This window comes from Streptosporangium sp. CA-115845, from assembly GCF_050943795.1.
In the GTDB taxonomy this organism is placed as follows: domain Bacteria; phylum Actinomycetota; class Actinomycetes; order Streptosporangiales; family Streptosporangiaceae; genus Streptosporangium.
Window position 1 is genome coordinate 434,270 of record NZ_CP191988.1, and the last position, 19,745, is coordinate 454,014.

Below are 19,745 nucleotides of genomic sequence, written 5' to 3' on the forward strand. Positions count from 1 at the left end.
CTTCGGTTCCCGGCGGCTAGCTGGACTCCCTGATCACGAGCCGGGTCGGGAGGATCACCGGGGCGGCGTCCTCGCCTCGTAACAGGCCGAGCAGCAGGCGGGCGGAGGCGGCGGCCTGCTCGCCCATCGGGCTGCGCACCGTGGTGAGCGGGGGGTCGGTGTAGAGGGCCGCCTCGATGTCGTCGAACCCCACCACCGCCACGTCGTCGGGCACCCGCCGGCCCGCCCGGCGCAGCGCCCGCATGGCGCCGATCGCCATCAGGTCGTTGGCGGCGAACACCGCGTCCAGCGCGGGGTCGTCCTCCAGTAGCTGTGCCATGGCCTCGGCTCCGGAGATCCGGGTGAAGTCGCCGATGGCCACGATCGAGCGCCGCCCGGTCTCGCTCAGCACCTCACGGTAGGCGCCCAGCCTGTCCTGGGCCGCGGACATGTCCAGCGGTCCGCAGATGGTGGCGATCCTGCGCCGCCCCCGTTCCAGCAGGTGCCGCACCGCCTGGGCGGCACCGCCGACGTTGTCGTTGTCGACCCAGGGCGCGGCCCCCCAAAAGGCGGGCCTGCCGTGTGAGACGAGCGGGACGCCCGTCGTGGCGAGCGCCGCCGGCAACGGGTCGGCGCCGTGCATCGACACGAGCATGACCGCGTCCACGTGACGGGCGGCCACGAACTGCCTGGCCCGCAGGCGGGCGTCGTCCGAGCCCGCGAGCATGAGCACCACCTGCTTGCCCGCCGCCTCGAACTCGCGGCTGGCCGCGCGCACGACCGTGGAGAACATCGGGTCGTCGGAGACGAGCCCGGCCGGCGGGTCGGAGACGATCACCGCGATGGAGTCGGTGCGCCGGGTCACCAGGCTGCGCGCCGCCGGGTTGGGGACGTAGCCCAGCTCGTTCACCGCCCGCATGACCAGGTCGCGGATGTCCGAGGCGACGGTCGGCTCGCCGTTCACCACCCTGGAGACCGTCGACTTGGACACGCCGGCCCGGGTGGCGACAGCCTCCAGGGTGGGTCGTCTCATGTGCTTCTCCCGCAGTCCGTACCGCTGACTGGCCGGTGGTGCCGGAACGTGCGGTGCCACCTTCAAGAAGCCTAATCGAGGATCATGAAGAGAGCGCTCCCTCACAAAGGGTGATCAGAGGCGAGATTTCTGTCAACGGCACGGACGGCGGCAAATTTCCCTCCCCGGTGATCCGTGACGGAATCGGAGAAAACGCTCCCTAAAAAAGATCTTCTTAACTCCAGCTCACAGCCGCCTGTAACGGTACAAAGCGTTTTGCGGGAGCGCTCCCTGAAGTGTGCGGTTGATTGCCGGATCATGTGCAGCCCTTTTCCTGCTGGTTAAACGGGTACTTGACAGGCCCTGTCGGACGAGAGCACTCTCTGCTTGAGAGAGCGCTCCCCGACCCGTACCGGTACGCACCCCCGTCCCCCGAGGAGACGCCATGCCCTCGCTTCGAAGTCCCGGCCGCCGTGTGGTCCTGATGATCGCCGCGGCCGTCACCCTCGTCACATCCAGTCTCGCCGTCATGCCCGCCTCCGCCGCCGACACCCTGCTGTCCCAGGGCAGGACGGTGACCGCCTCGTCCGCGGAGAACGTGGCCTTCCCCGCGTCGGCGGCCGTCGACGGCGACGCGGGCACCCGCTGGTCCAGCGCGTTCGCCGATCCGCAGTGGATCCAGGTCGACCTCGGCGCCACCGCGACCATCACGCAGGTGTCGCTGAAGTGGGAGACCGCCTACGGCAGGGCCTTTGAGATCCAGACCTCGCCCAACGGCACCACCTGGACGCCGATCTACTCCACGACCACCGGCACCGGCGGCGACCAGACGCTGGCGGTCAACGGATCCGGCCGTTACGTGCGGATGTACGGCACCCAGCGCTCCACCCAGTACGGCTACTCGCTGTGGGAGTTCCAGGTCTACGGCACCATCGGTTCCACCGGCCCGGACCCCGACCCGGGCGCGCTCAAGCTGCTGTCGTACGGCAGGCCGGGTGCGGCCTCCAGCTCCCAGCACGACGGGAACTGCTGGGAGTGCACCCCGGCCAGGGCGTTCGACCGCGACCCGGCCTCCCGCTGGGCGACCAGTTCCACCACCGGCTGGGTCGACCCGGCCTGGATCTCCGTCGACCTCGGCGCGACCGCGCAGATCAAGAAGGTCGTGCTGCAGTGGGATCCGGCCTACGCCAAGGCGTTCGAGATCCAGGTCTCCGCGAACGGGACCACCTGGACGCCGATCTACTCCACGACCACCGGCACCGGCTTCAAGCAGACGCTGAACGTCGACGGGACCGGCCGTTACGTGCGGATGTACGGCACCCAGCGGGCCACTCCCTACGGCTACTCACTGTGGGAGTTCCAGGTCTGGGGCACCGGCGGCGTCCCCATCACCCCGCCGCCGCTCCCGCCCGACCCGGCCAACCCGCCAAGGCTGGTCTGGAGTGACGAGTTCAACGGCGCGGCGGGGACCAGGCCCGACGCGGCCAAGTGGACCCAGGACCCGGGAACCGGCCCGAACAACGAGCTGGAGTACTACAGTCCCAACAACACCGCCATGGACGGCACCGGCAACCTCGTCATCACGGCACGGCAGGAGGCCACCCCGGGGTCGGCGTGCCCGGGCGGGACCTGCCAGTACACCTCGGGCCGGATCAACACCGGCGGCAAGTTCACCTTCACCTACGGCCGGGTCGAGGCCCGGGTCAAGGTCCCGAAGGGCAACGGCCTGTGGCCGGCGTTCTGGATGATGGGCGCCGACTTCCTCACCGGCAGGCCGTGGCCGTACAACGGCGAGATCGACATCCTGGAAGTCCTCGGCAAGGACGTCAAGACCGCCTACTCGACGGTCCACGCACCCGCCTACAACGGCGGCGGCGGTGTCGGCAGCCCGTACACGCTGCCGACAGGCGCGGACTTCTCCGACGACTTCCACGTCTGGGCCGCCAACTGGGACAGCAAGGGCATCGTCTACACCCTGGACGGCCGGACGGTCTTCACCATCAGCAAGGACCAGGTCGAGGCGACCCGGGGCCCGTGGGTCTTCGACCACCCCTTCTACATCATCCTCAACCTCGCGGTCGGCGGCGACTGGCCAGGACCGCCGGACGCGAGCACGGGTTTCCCCAAGCAGATGCTCGTCGACTACGTACGCGTCTACCAGTAACTCCACCGCTCCCCGGTACGGCTCGGTGAGCCGTGCCGGGGGCTTCCCAAAGGAGTCACCCATGCACCCGGCACTCTCCCCGGCCGGCCTCCGACGCCGGTTACGCCCACTGACCCTGATGACCACACTGCTGGCGCTCCTGGGCACGTCCCTCGTCCTGCACACCCCGCAGGCCGCCGGCTCGTCCGCGGCGGTCGTCCGGGTGGCGGAGTTCCTCGCCGACTGCCCGTTCAGCCACCGCCTGCCCGACGACCCGATCGTCTTCCCGGGACTCCCGGGCGCGTCGCACATGCACAGCTTCTTCGGCAGCACCTCCACCAACGCCCACACGACGCTGGCGTCCCTGCAGAGTTCTCCCAGCAACTGCAATCCGCGCGTCGACCTGTCGTCGTACTGGGTGCCGACCCTCTACAACGGCAACACCCCGGTGGAACCCACCGGCACCACGTTCTACTACCTGGGTGAGGGCGTCCGCGACGACATCATCGCGCGGACCCAGCCGCTGCCCCTGGGCCTGCGGATCGTCGCGGGCAACGCCAAGGCGACCGGGATCGGCGACCCCAGCAGCAACGCGCGCTGGTCGTGCCTGCACGCCGGGCACGTGGGGTCCTCCAAGGACTTCGTCAACTGCCCGGCGGGCACCATGCTGGAGTCCTACCTGGACTTCCCGCAGTGCTGGAACGGCAGGGACCTGGACTCGGCCGATCACAAGAGCCACATGGCCTACCCGGTGGGCGGGGCCTGTCCCGCCTCGCACCCGGTGCCGGTGCCGAAGCTGCGTCAGGTGCTGAGGTACCCGGTCAGCGGTGACCCGGCACAGCTGCGGCTGGCGTCCGGGCGGGGATACACGATGCACGGCGACTTCTTCAACGCCTGGCCCCCGGCCGAGATGGAGCGCCGCCTGCGCGACTGCATCCGCCCGATCATCAAGTGCGGAGCGGATGGCATTCCGTCCTGACACCTGACAACCGTGTCAGGGCGGTGCCCCGTCCGGACACCGGTGCGGGCACCCCCCGCCACTCCCCGCACCGCCCCCTCCCCGGTGGCGGGACCCGGAACACCGGGCCTCGCCACCGGGCCGCCGGCCGGGGCCGATCGGACCGGCGACGCGGGTGTCCCCACCGTGCCTACTGGCCCGTGACCTCGGCCGTCCGCGTCTCCTCGGCGAGGGTGCCGCACTTGAAACCCGCCTCCCGCTCCGGGTCGAGCCGGATGGATTCGAGGATGGTCTCGTCCATGGAGCGCCGGATGGTCTCCAGGACGCCGCTGCCTTCCTTCTCTTCCGATGGATCTGTCGGAGGAGTGGCTTGCGAAATAGGGGGAGTGTGCGGAGGTTGCTCAGAAATATCCTGGCTTGTCATGAAGTGTGACCATAAGTCGTAACGGTTGACGTGACATCGCTAGAAGACAAACGCGTCATCCCCTCGGTCACTCCTGCGAAGGCCCTAGGAATCGGCACCGCTCCGGCCCCCGCGCTCCTCATGCGTTGCCACGTCCGGCGGTCAGGAGTGTTCGTATCAACCTCCGTGATGTCCGCCTGATCTGTGAAAAGTAACTATAAGTTTTTGCTGCGCGACTTAAAGTAATGGCACTAGCCTGCCTACCGGCGAGAGGCTGACGGAGGTGGGGACATGCTGGCGGAAGGCGGAGTGGCCGTGGTCACCGGTGCGGCGCAGGGCATCGGAGAGGCGGTGGCGCGAGCCCTGACGGTGGCGGGCACGCGGGTCGCCGCGCTCGACGTGAACGCCGAGCGGATCGAGCGGGTCGCCGCCGGGCTCGGCACCGCGGTCGCCTACCCCTGCCAGGTCGCCGACAGCGCCGCCGTCGACGACGTCGTCGCGAGGGTCGAGGCCGACCTCGGCCCGATCGAACTGCTCGTCAACGTGGCCGGAGTGCTCTGCTCGGGATCGGCCGTCGCCATCAGCGACGACGACTGGGCCAGGACCTTCGCCGTCAACACCGGTGGGGTCTTCCACCTGTCCCGCGCGGTCGCCCGCCGGATGATCCCCCGTAGATCCGGGGCGATCGTCACCGTGGGGTCCAACGCCGCGGGTGTGCCGCGGATGAACATGTCGGCCTACGCGGCCTCCAAGGCGGCGGCCGCGCAGTTCACCAAGTGTCTCGGCCTGGAGTTGGCGCCGTACGGCATCCGCTGCAACGTGGTGTCGCCCGGTTCCACCGACACCCCCATGCAGCGGGCCCTGTGGGCCGGCGGCCACGACGCGCGGGCGGCCATCGACGGATCGCCGGCCACCTTCCGGGTGGGCATCCCTCTCGGCCGCCTGGCCGACCCCGAGGACATCGCGAACGCGGTCCTCTTCCTGGCCTCCGACCGTGCCAGGCACATCACCATGCAGGACCTGTACGTCGACGGGGGCGCCACGCTCCGGTAGCGGAACGGTCCAATCCCAGCGTCGGCCGCCTGCCGGCGCTGGTCCCTCCTATTCCTGGATCCCCTCCTGACAGGAGAGCTTTTCCCCATGTCGCCGAACGACACCCTCACCATGTCCCGAATGCCGGACCTCCTGGAGGATTACGAACCCGGCACCTTCTTCTTCACCTCGCCGACCCGGACCCTGCTCGCCAGGGGGGTGTGCCAGGAGGTCCCCGATTCGGGGGCGACGAGCCTGCGAGACCGCGTCGCCTCCGCCCTGCGGGACGCCAGGAGCTCAGGTCACCCCAACCCCGTGGTGGTGGGCGCGATCCCCTTCCGCGACGACCGCCCGACACGCCTGCTGGTGCCCGCCGCCGTCTGCTGGACGAGCCCACCGGCCGGCCTGCCCGCCGGTCCCGAGCAGGTCACGGGCACGTTCACCGGATTCGGCACGGTTCCCGACCCCGGTGACTACCTGCGCGGGGTGGAGAAGGCGCTGGCCAAGCTGACCGCGGGAGAGCTCAAGAAGATCGTGCTGGCCCGCGCCCTGGACGTCACCCTGGGTGCCCCCGTCGACGTCGGGCGGGTGCTGCGCAACCTCATCCGGCGCGACCCGCAGGCCTACGGTTACGCGGTCGACCTGCCGTCGAGCACCGCCACCGCCCGCACGCTGCTGGGGGCCAGCCCGGAACTGCTCGTCTCCCGGTCCGGCCGCCGGATCACCACGAACCCGCTGGCCGGGTCCGTACCCCGCCACCCGGACCCCGTCGTCGACGCGGAGCGGGCCCGCGCCCTGCTCACCTCCGACAAGGATCTCCGCGAGCACGCGCTGGTGATCGAGAGCATCGTGGAGGTCCTGCGCCCGTACTGCCGGGAACTCTCGGTGCCCGACGGACCCTCGCCACTGTCCACCGCCTCCATGTGGCATCTGTCGACCCGGATCACCGGCGTGCTCGACGATCCCGCGGTCACGTCGCTGGAGCTGGCCACCATGCTGCACCCCACCCCCGCCGTCTGCGGCACTCCCGCGAGCGCCGCGCGCCAGGCCATCGAGGAGATCGAGCCGTTCGACCGCGGCCTGTACGCCGGCCTGGTCGGGTGGGGGGACTCGGCGGGCGACGGCGAGTGGGTCGTGACCATCCGCTGTGCCGAGGTCGCCGACCAGACCCTGAGGCTGTTCGCCGGTGCGGGAATCGTCGCCGGTTCGGTGCCGGAGACCGAGCTCGCCGAGACCACCGCCAAGTTCCAGACCATGCTCCGCGCCGTCGGCCTGGGCCAGGACCGCTGACCCACCATCGCAGGAAAGGAGACAGTACCCGTGGCCCTTCCCCAGATCGCCTCCTACCCGCTGCCGGGAGAAGGCGATCTTCCCGAGAACCAGGTGACCTGGCGCCCTGATCCGCGCCGTGCCATCCTGCTGGTCCATGACATGCAGAACTACTTCCTTGCCCCCTTCGCCGCCGGTGCCCCACCGCTGACCGGGCTCATCGACAACATCGGCCTGCTGCGCGAGGCCTGCGCCGGGCTGGGGGTTCCGGTCGTCTACTCGATGCAGCCCAGCGGCCAGAACAGCCACCAGCGCGGCCTGCTCCAGGACTTCTGGGGCTCGGGCGTCCCCGGTTCGCAGGAGAGTGAGATCGTCGCGAGCCTTCTCCCCGCGGCGTCCGACATCCTGCTCACCAAGTGGCGCTACAGCGCCTTCCGGATGACCGACCTACGCGCCCGGATGGACGCCATGGGCCGCGACCAGATCATCGTCTGCGGTGTCTACGCCCACATCGGCTGCCTCATGACCGCCTGCGACGCCTTCATGCAGGACCTGCAGCCGTTCCTCATGGCCGATGCCGTCGCCGACTTCTCCGAGGAACACCACACCATGGCCCTCGCCTACGCCGCCCAGCGCTGCGCGGTCACGGCCGTCACCCGTGGCCTGCTGCGCGGGTGGGACCCCGCGTCGCCGCCCACCGAGCCGGCCGGTGACGGGTAGCCGGCCGCCGGAACCCGCTCCGCGAGGCCGGACCGCCCCCGAGGCGCGTCATGCCGTCGCCGGAGCGGCCCGCGGCGAGGCCGCCAGGCGTCCCGATCGATCCAGGGCGACCACGGCCGCGGCGCAGCCAAGGCCGATCAGCATCAGGGCCATCCAGGGCAGGCTCGGCAGACCCAGCCGCGCGCCCAGATCCAGCGCCCACCCGGTGAGCAGGTTGCCCGCGGCGATGCCGATCCCGGCCAGGGTGCTGTAGAGCCCGTAGTAGGTACCCACCATGTGCCGGCCGCCGAAGGTGGCGATGGTCGCCATCTCGAACGGGTAGATGATCATGGTGGCCAGGCTGAGCAGCGCCGCCGTCCCCAGGACGGGGAGCAGCACGAGCACCCCGGCGACGCCGCCGGACGTGCCGGCGCTGCCCGCCCAGGGGGCGGCCAGGGCCACGGGGGCGAAGGCGAGCCCCATCAGGACCAGACCTCTGGCGATGGCCTGCGGTGGTCGCCAGCGCCGGGTCGCCCACGCGGTCAGGCGGGCCTGACCGACGATGGTCAGCACCGCGGAGACCACGAAGACGAGGGTGACCCCCAGCTCGCCACCCGTCACCCGGCGGATCTCCAGTGGCAGGCCCAGATAGACCTGGAAGTTCAGCACGTACGAACCGATCATGGCCAGCGAGAAGAGCAGGAAGGGCCGGTTGCCGAACACCTCGCGCCAGTCGAGCAGCACGCCCCGTCTCTCCTCGGCCCGCGGACGCTCCCCTTTCGGCAGGGCCCGCAGCTGGGCGACGGTGAGCACGGCGAACATCACGCCCGCGATCAGGCAGACGAGCCTGAAGGCCACCGCGTTGAGCAGCAGGCCGACGAGCGGCCCGATCAGGATGCCGAGCTGGTAGAAGGCGTTGAACGCGGCGAACGCCTCGACCTTCCGCTCTCCTGCCTCCTGGGCGAGATAGGCCCGTACGGCGGGGTTGAACAGCGCGCCGGCGAACCCGGTCAGGGCCGAGGCGGTCACCAGCATGGGCAGCGAGTCGGCCACGGCCAGCATCAGGAACGCGAGAGTGCGCAGCCCGCACCCTGCGACGATCATGGGTTTGTGGCCGAGCCGGTCGGCGAGGGTGCCGCCGATCAGGAACATGCCCTGCTGGCTGAGGTTGCGGATGCCCAGGATCAGGCCGACCAGTGCCGCCGGCAGCGCCAGCGCTCCCGACAGGTGGCCGGCCAGGTAGGGCATCAGCATGTAGAAGCCGGTGTTGATGGTGAGCTGGTTGACCAGTAGCAGTCTCACCGGCCGGTCAAAGGAGCGGGCCAGGGCCAGGGTACCTCTCACCGCCGGCCCTCTTCGTCTCCGGAGGGTGTCCTCCCGGCGGGTACGGTGGCCGTTTCCTCCGCGCCACCTCCCGGAGTGACGGGTGTTCCCGCGACGCCGTTTCCCGGGACGGTGGGGTCGAGCACGGTCGTACACCGGGTCCAGCGGGTCAGTTCGCGCTCGGCGGGGTGGACGATCTCGTCGGGGCCGGTCGCCGCCGGTGCGCCGAGCAGCCCCTGTTCGGCGCAGTAGTCGTCGTTGAACACGGTGTCGAAGTAGCGGTGCGGGCCGTCGGGGAAGACCGCCGCTATCCGGGTGTGGCCGGGTAGCGTGCGGGCCAGCCAGGATGCCACCAGGGCCACCGCGCCGACGCTCCATCCGCCGGTGGCGTACCGCAGCGCGGCCAGACGCCGGCAGGCCCAGACCGCTTCGGCGGGTGCGACCCAGTGGACCTCGCCGAACGCCTCGTACGCCACGTTGCGCGGGTAGATGCTGCTGCCCAGGCCGCGCATGAGCCGCGAGCGCGCGGGCTGGCCGAAGATGGTCGAGCCGATCGTGTCGACGCCGACGAGCCGGAGGTCGGGATAGAAGCGCCGTAGCGCGCGGGAGACCCCGGCGCTGTGACCGCCGGTGCCCACGCTGCACACCAGGACGTCGATCCGCCCGAGCTGGCCGGCCAGCTCCATGGCCAGCCCCGTGTAGGCGGCGACGTTGTCGGGGTTGTTGTACTGGTCAGGGCAGTAGGCGTCCGGGTGCTCATCGAGCAGCTCCAGCACGCGCTGGCGGCGGGCCCGCTGCCAGCCGCCCACCGGGTGCGGTTCGCCGACGACGACGACACGCGCCCCGTAGGCGGACAGCAACCGGCGCATCAGCGGCTCCATGCCCGGGTCGGTCACCAGCGTCACCGGGTGGCCGCCGACGATGCCGGCCAGCGCCAGGCCCAGGCCGAAGGTCCCGCTGGTGGACTCCACGATGGGCGCTCCGGGGCGAAGCAGGCCGCGCTCGCGTGCCCGCTCGACGATGTAGAGGGCGGAGCGGTCCTTGATCCCTCCGGGGTTGTTGCCCTCCAGCTTCGCCCAGAACCCGCGCCCCTGCCCCGAGGCGATCTCCGGAACCCAGAGCACCGGGGTGTTGCCGACCACGTGCTCGGGGGCGTGGCAGGTGGCTCCGGTGATCAACTGGCTGAGCGAGGTGGTGGCGATCTGTGGCGAACTCGCAGTGACCTGCGGTGAACTAAGTGTATATATCATGATCCGTTTCCCCTGGATGCGATGTGATCGGCTCGCTGACGGGCGTGCGCGAACGACGGCTCATACCGCTCAGCGGGAGCGTGGAGTCGTTGGCGGCCCGAGGGGCGGGCTATATCCGGGAAACGGATTTGAGGAGAAGTAGCGCGACCCCGGGCGGCGGACGGACCGGGTGCGCGCGCCGTCGCGCGGGCGGCGGTGGAGGTGTGGTGGCCTTCTCGGCCACCACCGGATCACCGACGACCGGCCCGGCCGGTACCAGGACGCGCGTGCCGGTGATCTGCGCTCCGGCCGCCGCGCCGCAGAGGTGGTGATCTTCATCGACGGGCGGCGCCGGGCACGGTAGATGCTCCGCCGGCGTCCCCGCGCCGATCAGGGTGAGCAGCCCGGTGACGGCGTCGGCATCTCCGGCGGCGCTCACCCCCACGGTCGCCGTGGCCGGCGGCCACGGGCCGGGGGCACGATGATGGCCCTGGTGGGCGGGGGCTACCACGCACAGCGTCAGGTGCATCAACACGACGGCACCGAGCACGGCCAGCCCTAGCGCGAAGGCGACGCCTCCGCGCTGTGTGACTCGCCGCATCGATGCGATCATGACCACAAACGTACCTTACCGCTTGTGGTCGACTGACTGCGGGGGGTTACTTTATGCCTTTAAAGGCCCCTATAAGTGCGGGAGGCCGTACCGGCATTGGCCGCTGTGACGTCGAGTACTCCACGCGGTGACCGGAACCACAGGGCGAGCCGATGACCACGAGACCCGCGCGGTGCGTACGGACGGGGACCACGTCCGAGGCATTCGACGGTACGTCGGTGTGAGGGCGGCACATCGGCCGGATGCGCGAAGGCGCGCACGCGGAGCGGCGTGTCTAGTGCCTGAGGCCACAGGGGCAGGGCAGGCCGGCCGGTTCGGGGGGATCGGCCCAGTGCAGGGCGATGAACGGCTCGGTGCGGCAGGGATGGTGCACCCGTTCGCGGGTGATGCGGTAGCGGGCGACGCCCTCGGGCTCTTCGGGTGAGCGGCGCGGGACGGGCACGGTGAGGGTGCCGATGTCCTGGTCGATGTGGGTGAGCATGCCGTGGCAGGGGCCGCCCAGGCAGATGGCGTTACGGGGCTGGTCGCCGCTCATGCCGTACCCCCTGCCGTACCTCCTGACGGGCGGCCGGACGGGCCGGGGCGGCGCTGTGCGCCGTTCCGGCCCGCCGGGGTCGCGGATCGCGTCATCGCGGGTCAGGGGGCTTGGAAGCCGGCCTTGGTCAGCACGTCCTTGCCCTGTTGTGACAGCACCAGATCGACGAACTGCTTGGCCGCCTCGGGGGCGGGTGCCTTGGACAGGGTGGCGATCGGGTAGTCGTTGATCGCCTTCTCCGCCTCGGGGAAGTCGATGCCCTGAACCTTGCCGCCGGAGGACATGACGTCCGTCTTGTAGACCAGGGCGGCGTCGACCTCGCCGAGTGAGACCTTGGCCAGAGTGGCCTTGACGTCCTGTTCCAAGGTGACCGGGGTGACCTTCAGTCCGGCCGCGTCCAGCGCCTTGACCGCTGCCGCGCCGCACGGCACCTGCTCGGCGCAGAGGGCGACCTTGATCTTCGGGTCGGTCAGGTCGCTCAGGTCGTCGACCTTGGCGGGATTGTCGGCGGGTACGGCGATCTGGAGGGTGTTGCGCACGAAGGTGACCGAGGTGCCGGCCAGGGAGGCGTCGGTGACGATCTTCATCGTCGCCGGGCTGGCGGCGGCGAAGACGTCGGCCGGGGCGCCCTCGACGATCTGCTGGGCCAGGGTGGCGCTGGAACCGAAGTTGAACCGCACGGTCGTGCCCGGGTGCGCGGCCTCGAAGGTCTTGCCCAGTTCGGTGAACGTGCCGGTCAGTGACGCGGCGGCGAACACGGTCAGCGTCGTGGCCCCGTCTCCGGACGACCCGCCGGGGGAGGTGGAGGTGGCCGGATCGCCGGCACCGCAGCCGGCCAGGCCGGCGGCCAACGTGAGGGCGATGGGGATCGTGGCCCACCGGGAAAGACGCCTGAACAACGAGGGCTCCTTACTGACTTCACCGTGCCGACCCAGAACGTCGTCACCGACAATCACGATACCTTCGCATATTCAGGCTTCAAGAGGCAGGTTCCCTGGCAATCAACAAAGATGCTGCCCTTATGCCATCGCACCTGCGATAAGTAGACCAGGTGCGGTCGCCGCCCACCCGTCTCCCGTGGGTCCGCCCCCGTCTCCGGCCATCCCAACGTCCACGACGGTCCCGGCCAGGGCGTTCACTGCTTCGCCTCGTATGGCGTCGCGTACCACGCGGGCGCCTTTCTTCGCGTCCGCGTGGTACGTCGTCAACGGCACGGCGGCCTGGACCGGGGAAGGGACGTGGCCGCCGTGCCTGCTCAGAAGTGGCCGATGCTGGCCGAGGTGGAGGTGAGTGCCCAGCGGTGCAGGAGCGCGGTCATCTCGGCCTCGCGCATTTGTGCCTTCAACCCTTCGACGGTGCGGTCGCAGAGAAGCAGCGGTTCGAGGGTTGGCCAGGTGGCGATGGCGTGGAAGAGGCGGCTGCCGGTGCCGTAGAGGACGGCCCAGCCTGGCCAGGTGATCTCCAGCATCGCGGCTTCGGCGCGGGCTTCGTGGTCCCAGGTGTAGTGCGGCACGGGGGTGGCACCCTGGTCGTCGCGGTGTCGTCCGCGGGTGCGGGAGGGCCGTCGCCGTATCATGAGATCACCTGCTCGGCTTGCTCTTGAGCCTCTCGGGCGATGGTCTCCTGCCGGTCGGTCTCGGCCCGCAGGGCGTCGAGAGTGTCAGCGTCGACCGTCCGTTCGGCTCCGGCGTGGAACGCGGCCGGGGGGAAGGCTTCTTCCCGGCTGGCCCACAGTCGTCCGGTGTCGCTGAGGATCAGCCGCCAGCCGGGGATGGCCGGTTCGGGGGTGCTGGATCTAACATCGTCCACTGATTGGACCTCCATCCGATCAAGGGCCCGTCCGGACGTTGGTAGCGGAGGACGGGCCCGCTTAATGGGGCAGGGCAGGATACGGAGAGGTGCGCCGTACGGGCCGGATGGCCGGTACGAAGACGGGGTGACCGCTATACGGCGCAGGGCACAGGTGGTCGTTCGCCTGGGACGAGGCGCGAGATGACGTACGGTGCCGAGCCGGGACGGTCTGGTAAGAGCGGATCTGGACGGGGACGCCGGGCGAGGGCGGCAGGGCGCCCGCTTGGGCGGCGGCGCCGGTATCGCGGGCTCGGCGGCCAGGGCCTGTTCGGGAAGCCGTGGGGTAGGTGGTATCGGGATCACCTTGGCCGGGTCCTGCTCGGCAGACCGCTGAGCAGGTATGAACGCGATCGCCTCAGCCGGGGCCGCGAAGACGAGTGACTCGAAGCAGGGCAAGGAGTGGTCCCCGGTGCGGCGGGCCTCCAGGCGGGTGGCCATCAGATCGCCGGAGGGCTGGGCGTACTCGTGATCGGCGGGCCGGTCAGAGCAGCCGTGCGCGTAGGGGGCGTGCCCGCAGACAGCGCACCCCATCGGCATCGGCACAGCGTCGGCGAAGCAACCGCAGCCTTCCCTTGCCGTCTGCGAGTCGAGGACTGGGGCACCAAGCCTGGTCATGGATGAGGAGCGCCTTCCTGATCAAGGACTTGTTGACGGTGGTCCACACCGTTGACAAGCCCGATTTGCGTCAAGGCTGCTGGCGTCAGGACGGGCGCAAGCCTGTCACTGACTGCTCGAATTTCCCTACCCTGTGTGACGAGCATCATGATGACGTGAGAATCTCAGGCTGGCAATCCCATCGCACATATTTGTTGCGTTGAGCAGGAGGAGCCGGTTGAGCTGCGGCACACTGACCGCATGAAGTACTCCACGGTCCGCCTGCGTCGTCTGTCGCGTGAGCTGCGCACCCTGCGTGCGACCACTGGCCTGACGACCGAGGCCGCCGCCGAACAACTTGGCTGGTCCAGGTCGAAGCTCAACCGCTTCGAGACCGGCAAGATCGCCCCGGCAACCGAGGACGTGGCCGCCATCTGCCACCTGTACTGCGTAGACCAGGCCACCGCCGAGGCCACGGTGCAACTCGCCCGGGAGGTAACCCGACGCGGCTGGTGGACGGCCTACTCGGACGTGTTCACCGGCAGCTACATCGAGTTCGAGGCAGAGGCAACCGTCATCCACAAATGGGAGCCGCTCCTGATCCCAGGGCTACTACAGAGCGAGGACTACGCCCGCGAGATCATCCGAGCCACCTGGCCAGACCTGACCAGCACCGAACTGGACCGCCGCGTGGACGCCCGCATGGCACGGAAGATCAATCTCCTCGGATCAAAGACATCGGCGCTGCACGTCCTCATGGACGAGGGAGCCCTGAATCGGCCTATCGGTACGCCCGAGATCATAGCCAGCCAGCTTGGCGACCTCCTTCGGATCATGGACTGGCCGAACGTCACCGTCCAGGTCCTGCCACTCACGAACGGTGCGCATACCGGACTGGAAGGAGCCTTCTCCGTCCTCGGCTTCGGCGACGAAGACCCCGACATCGGATACGCCGAATGTCCGGCCGGTGAGGTTTATGTGGAAGCATCGGATCAGGTCCGCAGGCTTATGCTCATGTTCGAGCGCCTTGCCGGCGCGTGCTTGTCCCCCCAGGAGTCCGCAACACGCATAGCTGCGATGAGGAGCAAGGCATGATCTCCCCTGACCTGTCTGCCGCTGATTTCCGCAAGTCCAGCCTCAGTGGCGGCAACAATGACTGCATTGAGGTAGCCACGAACCTGCCAGACCTTATCGCCGTACGCGACAGCAAGAACCCATCTGGCCCGGCGCTAACCTTCTCCCCGGCGGCCTGGCGCGGCTTCCTGGCGAGCATCCGCAGCAGAGAAGTCTGACCGGACGCCGGGTGCCGTGCGATAGAAACCGGCTGGAAAGCCACCCGGTCGCGCGGCAACACAAGCCCCTGGCACAACCGCGAGCCGCAGAACCATGAAAGACGGCCCAACTCCTGCGGCAACATTCGCCCTTTTAGTGATTTCGACGCACCTGCGACGCACGATCACAGAATCCGGGAAAGTGAAAGGCCGTTTCTGATTTCTCAGGAACGGCCCTTTACCTCGGGACTTTGTTCAACGTCGGGGTGACAAGATTTGAACCTGCGGCCTCTTCGTCCCGAAGCAATCAAGGTGTGTTCGTGGCCAGCAAACGCGTGTGCGCTCACCTGCCGTAAGAGCCGCAGGGAGACCATAGAGGTTGGGACTGCCCCAGAAGCCCTGAACCTCTTCATCATGCTATGGCGGCCTTGTGGTTTTGAAACTCAGCTGTCCCTGCGGTCAGGCGTTCAGGGAGATGTTCTCAGCGATGTTCTTGGCGACCGGGCTCCAGAAGTCCCAGACGTCTTCGATCAGTCTCTGGCCATCTTGGGTCTTGCCGCTGAAGCGGTATTGCTCGTACTCCTCGCGGAGATAGATCATCTCGCCGCTCATGCGGGCTATTCTCCGACGGTCAAGGACACGGGTTGCGGCGCTGAACGCCTCCCCCTTCAGTGATTGTCTGCCCTGCAGCTTCTTAATGAACACCCCACGCTCTCCCTTATGGCCATGGGCGCGGGTCAGGTTCATGAACATTTTGAGGAAGCGCACGGCACGGTCGTTGAGATCGATCGTCTCCGGAGTGTCCAGCGGCTGGCGGTAGTTCACCCATGGATAGTGGAGGGCGATTCCCTCGGGGACCCGGAGTTCGAAGACTCCGCTCAGCGGATCGCGTGCAATGAGGCTCGGGAGCGTGAGAGCACCCGTCTCCACTTCGATAATCACCATGTCGGGCGACGCCTCAGCTTCCGTCGCTAGCGCAGCCCGGTGCGCGAACTCGACGGACATGCCTTCGATGGAAAGCGCGCCGCAGTGCAGGTACAGGTCAGGGCCCAGCACAGTCGGGGTGTCCCGGGCAAGGATGCGGACCTCGGCTGACGTCGTGACGGTGAGGTCTTCAAGCGGTCCATAGAGCCGGAGCACGTGATCCGACTCGGGGAGGAGCGTAAATCCTTTCTGGGCCGACACGCCAGCTCGAAGGAGACTCATCTCCCCCTCGTACTCTCCCGCATCGACTTCGTAGGCGGTCACCGTCGCCACAGCGCCGCTAAACTCGCCAGCCGTGACCGAGGAATGAAGAGCAGCGAATCCCCACTCGTCGATCACCAGGTCATCGGACTCCAGGGCGACGAGATCAAAGAGAAGACTCGAGTCGTTGCCGATCGTGACCAACCGTTGGCCGTCAATGGTCGTGCCGAACCGCTTGGACGCTGCGTATGCGGTGAAGACCGCACTCGCCCAATGTCCTTCGCTCCGGAACGGGTGGTCCTCCAGGAACGGCCGAATCCTTTCAACATAGTCTCTGCGGACTTTCGGATCGGTGATGTACGCGAGCTCCGGTTCCCGTCCCCTCTCCAGGTCATGGCATAGCCAGTCGATCTGTTCTTCCGGTGTATAGGTCAGCGACGGGTCGAGGCCGAGGTCTTCCGCGGTCGGCTTCATCTTCTGCTGGTCGCGGGCCAGCAGGTGCTCAAGAACGTGCTTAAGCTCCTGGAGATGACGTGTCCCGCCCTGCGCCGTTTGGAAGGTCTTCAACACCAGAAAGTGGTTCTCTTCACGCAGCAGGACAGCCGCAACAGCGTCGAGCACCGGCGCGTAGCCAGCGAAGGCTCCCGAGACATCTCCCGCCACCGAGTTGACGACCGAATTGAGCACAGCGTCCCGCGCCGCCTCGTAATACTGGCCCCTGAGCACGGATTCCTTGCTTCGGCGCCGCACAACTCCGTCAACGTACTCCAGGCGTTCATCCGGTCCAAAGTGCGAGATCTCAAGCCATGCGAGGGACACGCCGGCGTCGTCCAGACTGACCCACGTCTCTTCTAGAGTCCGCTCGCGGCCGAAGAGAACGAAACGACAGCCAAGATGGGTCACGTCGGCCAGGGACTGCAAGAACTCGCTCCACGAAGTACCCGACACCCGGGCTCGTGCCTCATCGAGGGAGTCGATCAACATGGTCGGCCGGGTCATCGCCCTGATCACCGAGTCCACATCAGCCGTCTCCAGATACCGGTTGAGGATGAACGGCAAAGCGGTCGCACTCACCGCTGTGTCCCGCTCCAGCTTCCAAAGAGGCGCGCCCAGCCGCCGTGAGAGCTCTTCGGCTGACCGGCTCTTGCCCGCCGCTCCGCGCGCCGAGACTAGCAGCACCGACGCCTGAAGATCGCCTAGCCCCTCCCGTATGAGCAGCTCCGGGTTGACGAAGAAGCTCTCCTCCTCATGCACTCGGAAACTCGCTTGAGCGCGACCTGAGAAGTCGCCCCCGTCAAGTGCCGACACAAGTCCGGAAAAGGAGAATTGGGCGTCCATCTGCTCATCCCACCGGAGTCGGCTTCCCGACGCAAGCCGATAGCGACTTGCACCCCGGATTCCCTCCAGGGGGACGGTGTTCGAGTAGATAGGAGGGGTTAGGCGCGGGCGATTAACCAGGGTGATCAAGGGGGAATAGGGGTCACTCGCGGGAGTCGGCTTCGCAGGTCAGGGCCTTTATCGCGGTCGGCCTGCACCGGCCGACCCTCGCTCATGATGTCCTCCCACCGCTCGTCCTGCTTCTTCAAGGTACGGTTCGCACCAGCTGATCGCATGACTTCCCCTTTCGCGCTCATACCTGGCTGCGGATCACTCCAGCCTTCGCCACGGTCCGGTCGAGAATCGGAGCACCAAGGTTGTTCATGGTCAGGACTCACTTCCTGATCGGGGCCCCGGTACGGCGTTACACGGCGTGAGCCGGGGCACCGTCCGCCGGGCGATGCGGCACCTCGGCGAGCAGGGATGGACGGTGACCGTGCAAGGTCGCGGCACGTTCGTCAACGAGCGGGAGAGCTGGCCGGCCTACGGGACGCAGCAGGCCGACTGATCAGCGCGGCGACGGTCGCTTGGAAAGCGGATCCGCCGCCAGGCGCGACCCACCTACCATCGTGCATGGGCGAGGAACTTTCGGGGGCGAGTGAGGTCTGATCCGGAGCATGGTCGATGCCGGCCCACAGGCGGAGCTCTCGCGTCTTGACGACGTTCCGCCGACTGACTGATCAGCGTAGCGGTCACATGAGAAGTGAGCCCGTTCCTGGCCCGATGGGCCACCGAGTCCAGGCATGGAAAAACCCGGCCCACAAGGAGCCGGGTGGTATATGAGAACAATGTACCTGACGTTCGTCGTCCCGGTTAGCTTCCCGCTTGTTAAGTCACCATCCCACCGGACAGGAGTACCCTCCGGCAGGATCGGGGAGCTGGTGGCCCTTGAAGTCTGCGAGAGTCAGCTGTCTCCACCAGCGCCCGCCAACGCCAACTGTAGGCTGATCCTTCAGCGCTCCAGCAAGCTGGGTGGGGGAAGGGTTGATCAGCCCTACCGGGGCACGTTTGCGGGCTTCCTGGATGGGGAAGCGCAGGTCACTGTCGTTCGAGATGAGATGTAACCCCCTTACCACGCCAACCGCCAAAAGCCGCACAATCCCAGGCTCTCCGAGAGATGGTCACTCAGTAACGCAGAAAGCCGTTCCTGATCTCTCAGGAACGGCTCTCTACCTCGGGACTTTGTTCAACGTCGGGGTGACAGGATTTGAACCTGCGGCCTCTTCGTCCCGAACGAAGCGCGCTACCAAGCTGCGCCACACCCCGGTCACACGTCCGGTCTTGCTCGTGCTTGGGAAAGTCTAGCGGACTTCGTGGGTGCTTGCGTCGCCGCGCCGGCGGGGCACCAGGGTCAGCAGGCTGGCCTCGGGGTAGCAGGCGAAGCGGGCCGGAGCGTAGGGGCTGGTGCCGAGGCCGGCGGAGACATGGAGGTAGGCGGAGTCGTGGCGGCTCATGCCCTTGACCCGGGCCCGGTCGATGCCGCAGTTGGTGACCAGGGCGCCGTAGAAGGGGACGCAGAGCTGGCCGCCATGGGTGTGACCGGCGAGCAGCAGCTGGTAGCCGTCGGCGGCGAAGCGGGTCATGTTACGGGGCTCCGGTGAGTGCATCACCCCCAGCCGCAGGTCGGCCTCGGCCGGGGCGGGACCGGCGATCAGGTCGTAGCGGTCGCGGTTGATGTGGGAGTCGTGGATGCCGCCCACCGCCACGTCAAGATCGCCGACCTTGACGCGGGCGGTGGTGTTGTTCATGTCGAGCCAGCCCTCGGCGGCCATGGCGGTGCCCAGTTCCTCCCAGGGAAGCGTGGGGATCTTCTGGCCGTAGTCGGCCTTGGAGGTGCGCCAGAGATAACGCAGCGGGTTCTTCGGCTTCGGCTCGTACATGTCGTTGGAGCCGTAGACGAACAGCCCCGGACGCGACAGCAGGGGTTCCAGGGCATGCATCAGGGGCGTGATCGCGTCGGGGTGCGCGATGGAGTCGCCGGTGTTGACCACCAGGTCGGGGTGGAGGGCTCCGAGCGAGCGGACCCAGTCGATGAGCATCCGCCTGCCGGGGGTGAGGTGCAGGTCGGACAGGTGCAGGACGCGCACCGGACGCTGCCCCGGCTCCAGCACGGGCACGTCGAAGCGGCGCAGCCGGAACGCGTTGCGCTCGACGACCGAGGCGTACGCGAGGCCGGCCAGGCCGACGCCGAACAGGGACAGGGGCACCGCGGCTGCTTTCCTCACCCTCTCATCATGCCCGAGATCGGCCCTCCGGACGGAAACTCTGGATA

General features: G+C 68.1%; 19 protein-coding genes and 1 tRNA gene. 9 read left to right on the forward strand and 11 right to left on the reverse strand.

What is annotated here, in order from left to right; translation table 11 throughout:
- Positions 1-16 precede the first annotated feature (16 nt).
- Positions 17-1,012: a LacI family DNA-binding transcriptional regulator gene (locus tag ACQP0P_RS04045; protein WP_433371035.1), complete on the reverse strand. Its 996-nt coding sequence runs from the start codon at positions 1,010-1,012 to the stop codon at positions 17-19.
- A 424-nt stretch (positions 1,013-1,436) separates the two neighbouring features.
- On the opposite strand from ACQP0P_RS04045, the gene ACQP0P_RS04050 reads away from it, so the two are divergent.
- The 5 genes from ACQP0P_RS04050 to ACQP0P_RS04070 all read left to right on the forward strand — a co-directional run bounded on the left by ACQP0P_RS04050 (position 1,437) and on the right by ACQP0P_RS04070 (position 7,516).
- Positions 1,437-3,155, forward strand: a complete 1,719-nt coding sequence (locus ACQP0P_RS04050; protein ID WP_433371038.1) for a discoidin domain-containing protein — start codon at positions 1,437-1,439, stop codon at positions 3,153-3,155.
- Between the two features lie 118 nt (positions 3,156-3,273).
- The gene (locus tag ACQP0P_RS04055) at positions 3,274-4,113 is read left to right on the forward strand and encodes a DUF1996 domain-containing protein (protein WP_433371041.1); all 840 of its coding nucleotides are present in this window, start codon (positions 3,274-3,276) and stop codon (positions 4,111-4,113) included.
- Positions 4,114-4,786: 673 nt separating this feature from the next.
- Positions 4,787-5,548, forward strand: a complete 762-nt coding sequence (locus tag ACQP0P_RS04060) for a 2,3-dihydro-2,3-dihydroxybenzoate dehydrogenase (RefSeq protein WP_433371043.1) — start codon at positions 4,787-4,789, stop codon at positions 5,546-5,548.
- 120 nt (positions 5,549-5,668) lie between these two features.
- Complete coding sequence (dhbC, locus tag ACQP0P_RS04065; protein WP_433371045.1) at positions 5,669-6,817, forward strand: isochorismate synthase DhbC; 1,149 nt, start codon at positions 5,669-5,671, stop codon at positions 6,815-6,817.
- 30 nt (positions 6,818-6,847) lie between these two features.
- Positions 6,848-7,516, forward strand: a complete 669-nt coding sequence (locus ACQP0P_RS04070; RefSeq protein WP_433371047.1) for an isochorismatase family protein — start codon at positions 6,848-6,850, stop codon at positions 7,514-7,516.
- 48 nt (positions 7,517-7,564) lie between these two features.
- Here the strand turns inward: ACQP0P_RS04070 and ACQP0P_RS04075 are convergent, their stop codons facing one another.
- The 7 genes from ACQP0P_RS04075 to ACQP0P_RS04105 form a co-directional block, all read right to left on the reverse strand.
- Positions 7,565-8,839 carry an MFS transporter gene (locus tag ACQP0P_RS04075; RefSeq protein ID WP_433371050.1) on the reverse strand — a complete coding sequence of 425 codons (1,275 nt, stop codon included), beginning with the start codon at positions 8,837-8,839 and terminating at the stop codon, positions 7,565-7,567.
- Positions 8,836-10,068 carry a PLP-dependent cysteine synthase family protein gene (locus ACQP0P_RS04080; RefSeq protein WP_433371052.1) on the reverse strand — a complete coding sequence of 411 codons (1,233 nt, stop codon included), beginning with the start codon at positions 10,066-10,068 and terminating at the stop codon, positions 8,836-8,838. Before ACQP0P_RS04080 ends, ACQP0P_RS04075 begins: the two co-directional genes overlap by 4 nt.
- A gap of 109 nt (positions 10,069-10,177) precedes the next feature.
- Complete coding sequence (locus tag ACQP0P_RS04085; protein ID WP_433371055.1) at positions 10,178-10,648, reverse strand: hypothetical protein; 471 nt, start codon at positions 10,646-10,648, stop codon at positions 10,178-10,180.
- 286 nt (positions 10,649-10,934) lie between these two features.
- A complete protein-coding gene (locus tag ACQP0P_RS04090; RefSeq protein ID WP_433371057.1) occupies positions 10,935-11,195 on the reverse strand; it encodes a hypothetical protein in 261 nt (86 codons plus the stop codon).
- A gap of 101 nt (positions 11,196-11,296) precedes the next feature.
- Positions 11,297-12,094: a molybdate ABC transporter substrate-binding protein gene (gene modA / locus ACQP0P_RS04095; RefSeq protein WP_433371060.1), complete on the reverse strand. Its 798-nt coding sequence runs from the start codon at positions 12,092-12,094 to the stop codon at positions 11,297-11,299.
- A 356-nt stretch (positions 12,095-12,450) separates the two neighbouring features.
- Complete coding sequence (locus ACQP0P_RS04100; protein WP_433371063.1) at positions 12,451-12,771, reverse strand: hypothetical protein; 321 nt, start codon at positions 12,769-12,771, stop codon at positions 12,451-12,453.
- Positions 12,768-13,004: a hypothetical protein gene (locus tag ACQP0P_RS04105; RefSeq protein WP_433371065.1), complete on the reverse strand. Its 237-nt coding sequence runs from the start codon at positions 13,002-13,004 to the stop codon at positions 12,768-12,770. The genes ACQP0P_RS04100 and ACQP0P_RS04105 overlap by 4 nt, the downstream gene beginning before the upstream one ends.
- Before the next feature lie 382 nt (positions 13,005-13,386).
- Between ACQP0P_RS04105 and ACQP0P_RS04110 the strand changes: the two genes are divergently transcribed.
- From ACQP0P_RS04110 to ACQP0P_RS04120, 3 genes are all read left to right on the forward strand, one after another.
- Positions 13,387-13,515: a hypothetical protein gene (locus ACQP0P_RS04110; RefSeq protein ID WP_433371068.1), complete on the forward strand. Its 129-nt coding sequence runs from the start codon at positions 13,387-13,389 to the stop codon at positions 13,513-13,515.
- 386 nt (positions 13,516-13,901) lie between these two features.
- A complete protein-coding gene (locus tag ACQP0P_RS04115; protein ID WP_433371071.1) occupies positions 13,902-14,735 on the forward strand; it encodes a helix-turn-helix domain-containing protein in 834 nt (277 codons plus the stop codon).
- Complete coding sequence (locus ACQP0P_RS04120) at positions 14,732-14,932, forward strand: DUF397 domain-containing protein (protein ID WP_433371074.1); 201 nt, start codon at positions 14,732-14,734, stop codon at positions 14,930-14,932. The genes ACQP0P_RS04115 and ACQP0P_RS04120 overlap by 4 nt, the downstream gene beginning before the upstream one ends.
- 438 nt (positions 14,933-15,370) lie before the next feature.
- Here ACQP0P_RS04120 and ACQP0P_RS04125 read toward each other — a convergent pair whose 3' ends face one another.
- Positions 15,371-17,350 carry a hypothetical protein gene (locus tag ACQP0P_RS04125; RefSeq protein WP_433371077.1) on the reverse strand — a complete coding sequence of 660 codons (1,980 nt, stop codon included), beginning with the start codon at positions 17,348-17,350 and terminating at the stop codon, positions 15,371-15,373.
- 496 nt (positions 17,351-17,846) lie between these two features.
- Between ACQP0P_RS04125 and ACQP0P_RS04130 the strand changes: the two genes are divergently transcribed.
- A complete protein-coding gene (locus tag ACQP0P_RS04130; RefSeq protein WP_433371080.1) occupies positions 17,847-17,981 on the forward strand; it encodes a hypothetical protein in 135 nt (44 codons plus the stop codon).
- A gap of 684 nt (positions 17,982-18,665) precedes the next feature.
- On the opposite strand, the gene ACQP0P_RS04135 is transcribed toward ACQP0P_RS04130, so the two are convergent.
- Together ACQP0P_RS04135 and ACQP0P_RS04140 are read right to left on the reverse strand one after the other, a co-directional pair.
- Positions 18,666-18,739, reverse strand: a tRNA-Pro gene (locus ACQP0P_RS04135).
- Positions 18,740-18,774: 35 nt separating this feature from the next.
- Positions 18,775-19,698 (reverse strand): metallophosphoesterase, encoded by a 924-nt coding sequence (locus tag ACQP0P_RS04140; protein ID WP_433371083.1) that lies wholly within the window; start codon positions 19,696-19,698, stop codon positions 18,775-18,777.
- Between the last annotated feature and the right edge of the window lie 47 nt (positions 19,699-19,745).

Bases quoted from the DNA above. Each gene is read 5' to 3' on its own strand.
- ACQP0P_RS04100 (WP_433371063.1), bottom strand. From the start codon at position 12,771: ATGATACGGCGACGGCCCTCCCGCACCCGCGGACGACACCGCGACGAC.
- ACQP0P_RS04110 (WP_433371068.1), top strand. From the start codon at position 13,387: ATGAACGCGATCGCCTCAGCCGGGGCCGCGAAGACGAGTGACTCGAAG.
- ACQP0P_RS04060 (WP_433371043.1), top strand. From the start codon at position 4,787: ATGCTGGCGGAAGGCGGAGTGGCCGTGGTCACCGGTGCGGCGCAGGGC.
- ACQP0P_RS04080 (WP_433371052.1), bottom strand. From the start codon at position 10,068: ATGATATATACACTTAGTTCACCGCAGGTCACTGCGAGTTCGCCACAG.
- ACQP0P_RS04045 (WP_433371035.1), bottom strand. From the start codon at position 1,012: ATGAGACGACCCACCCTGGAGGCTGTCGCCACCCGGGCCGGCGTGTCC.
- ACQP0P_RS04115 (WP_433371071.1), top strand. From the start codon at position 13,902: ATGAAGTACTCCACGGTCCGCCTGCGTCGTCTGTCGCGTGAGCTGCGC.
- ACQP0P_RS04120 (WP_433371074.1), top strand. From the start codon at position 14,732: ATGATCTCCCCTGACCTGTCTGCCGCTGATTTCCGCAAGTCCAGCCTC.
- ACQP0P_RS04090 (WP_433371057.1), bottom strand. From the start codon at position 11,195: ATGAGCGGCGACCAGCCCCGTAACGCCATCTGCCTGGGCGGCCCCTGC.
- ACQP0P_RS04050 (WP_433371038.1), top strand. From the start codon at position 1,437: ATGCCCTCGCTTCGAAGTCCCGGCCGCCGTGTGGTCCTGATGATCGCC.
- ACQP0P_RS04055 (WP_433371041.1), top strand. From the start codon at position 3,274: ATGACCACACTGCTGGCGCTCCTGGGCACGTCCCTCGTCCTGCACACC.
- ACQP0P_RS04085 (WP_433371055.1), bottom strand. From the start codon at position 10,648: ATGCGGCGAGTCACACAGCGCGGAGGCGTCGCCTTCGCGCTAGGGCTG.
- dhbC (WP_433371045.1), top strand. From the start codon at position 5,669: ATGCCGGACCTCCTGGAGGATTACGAACCCGGCACCTTCTTCTTCACC.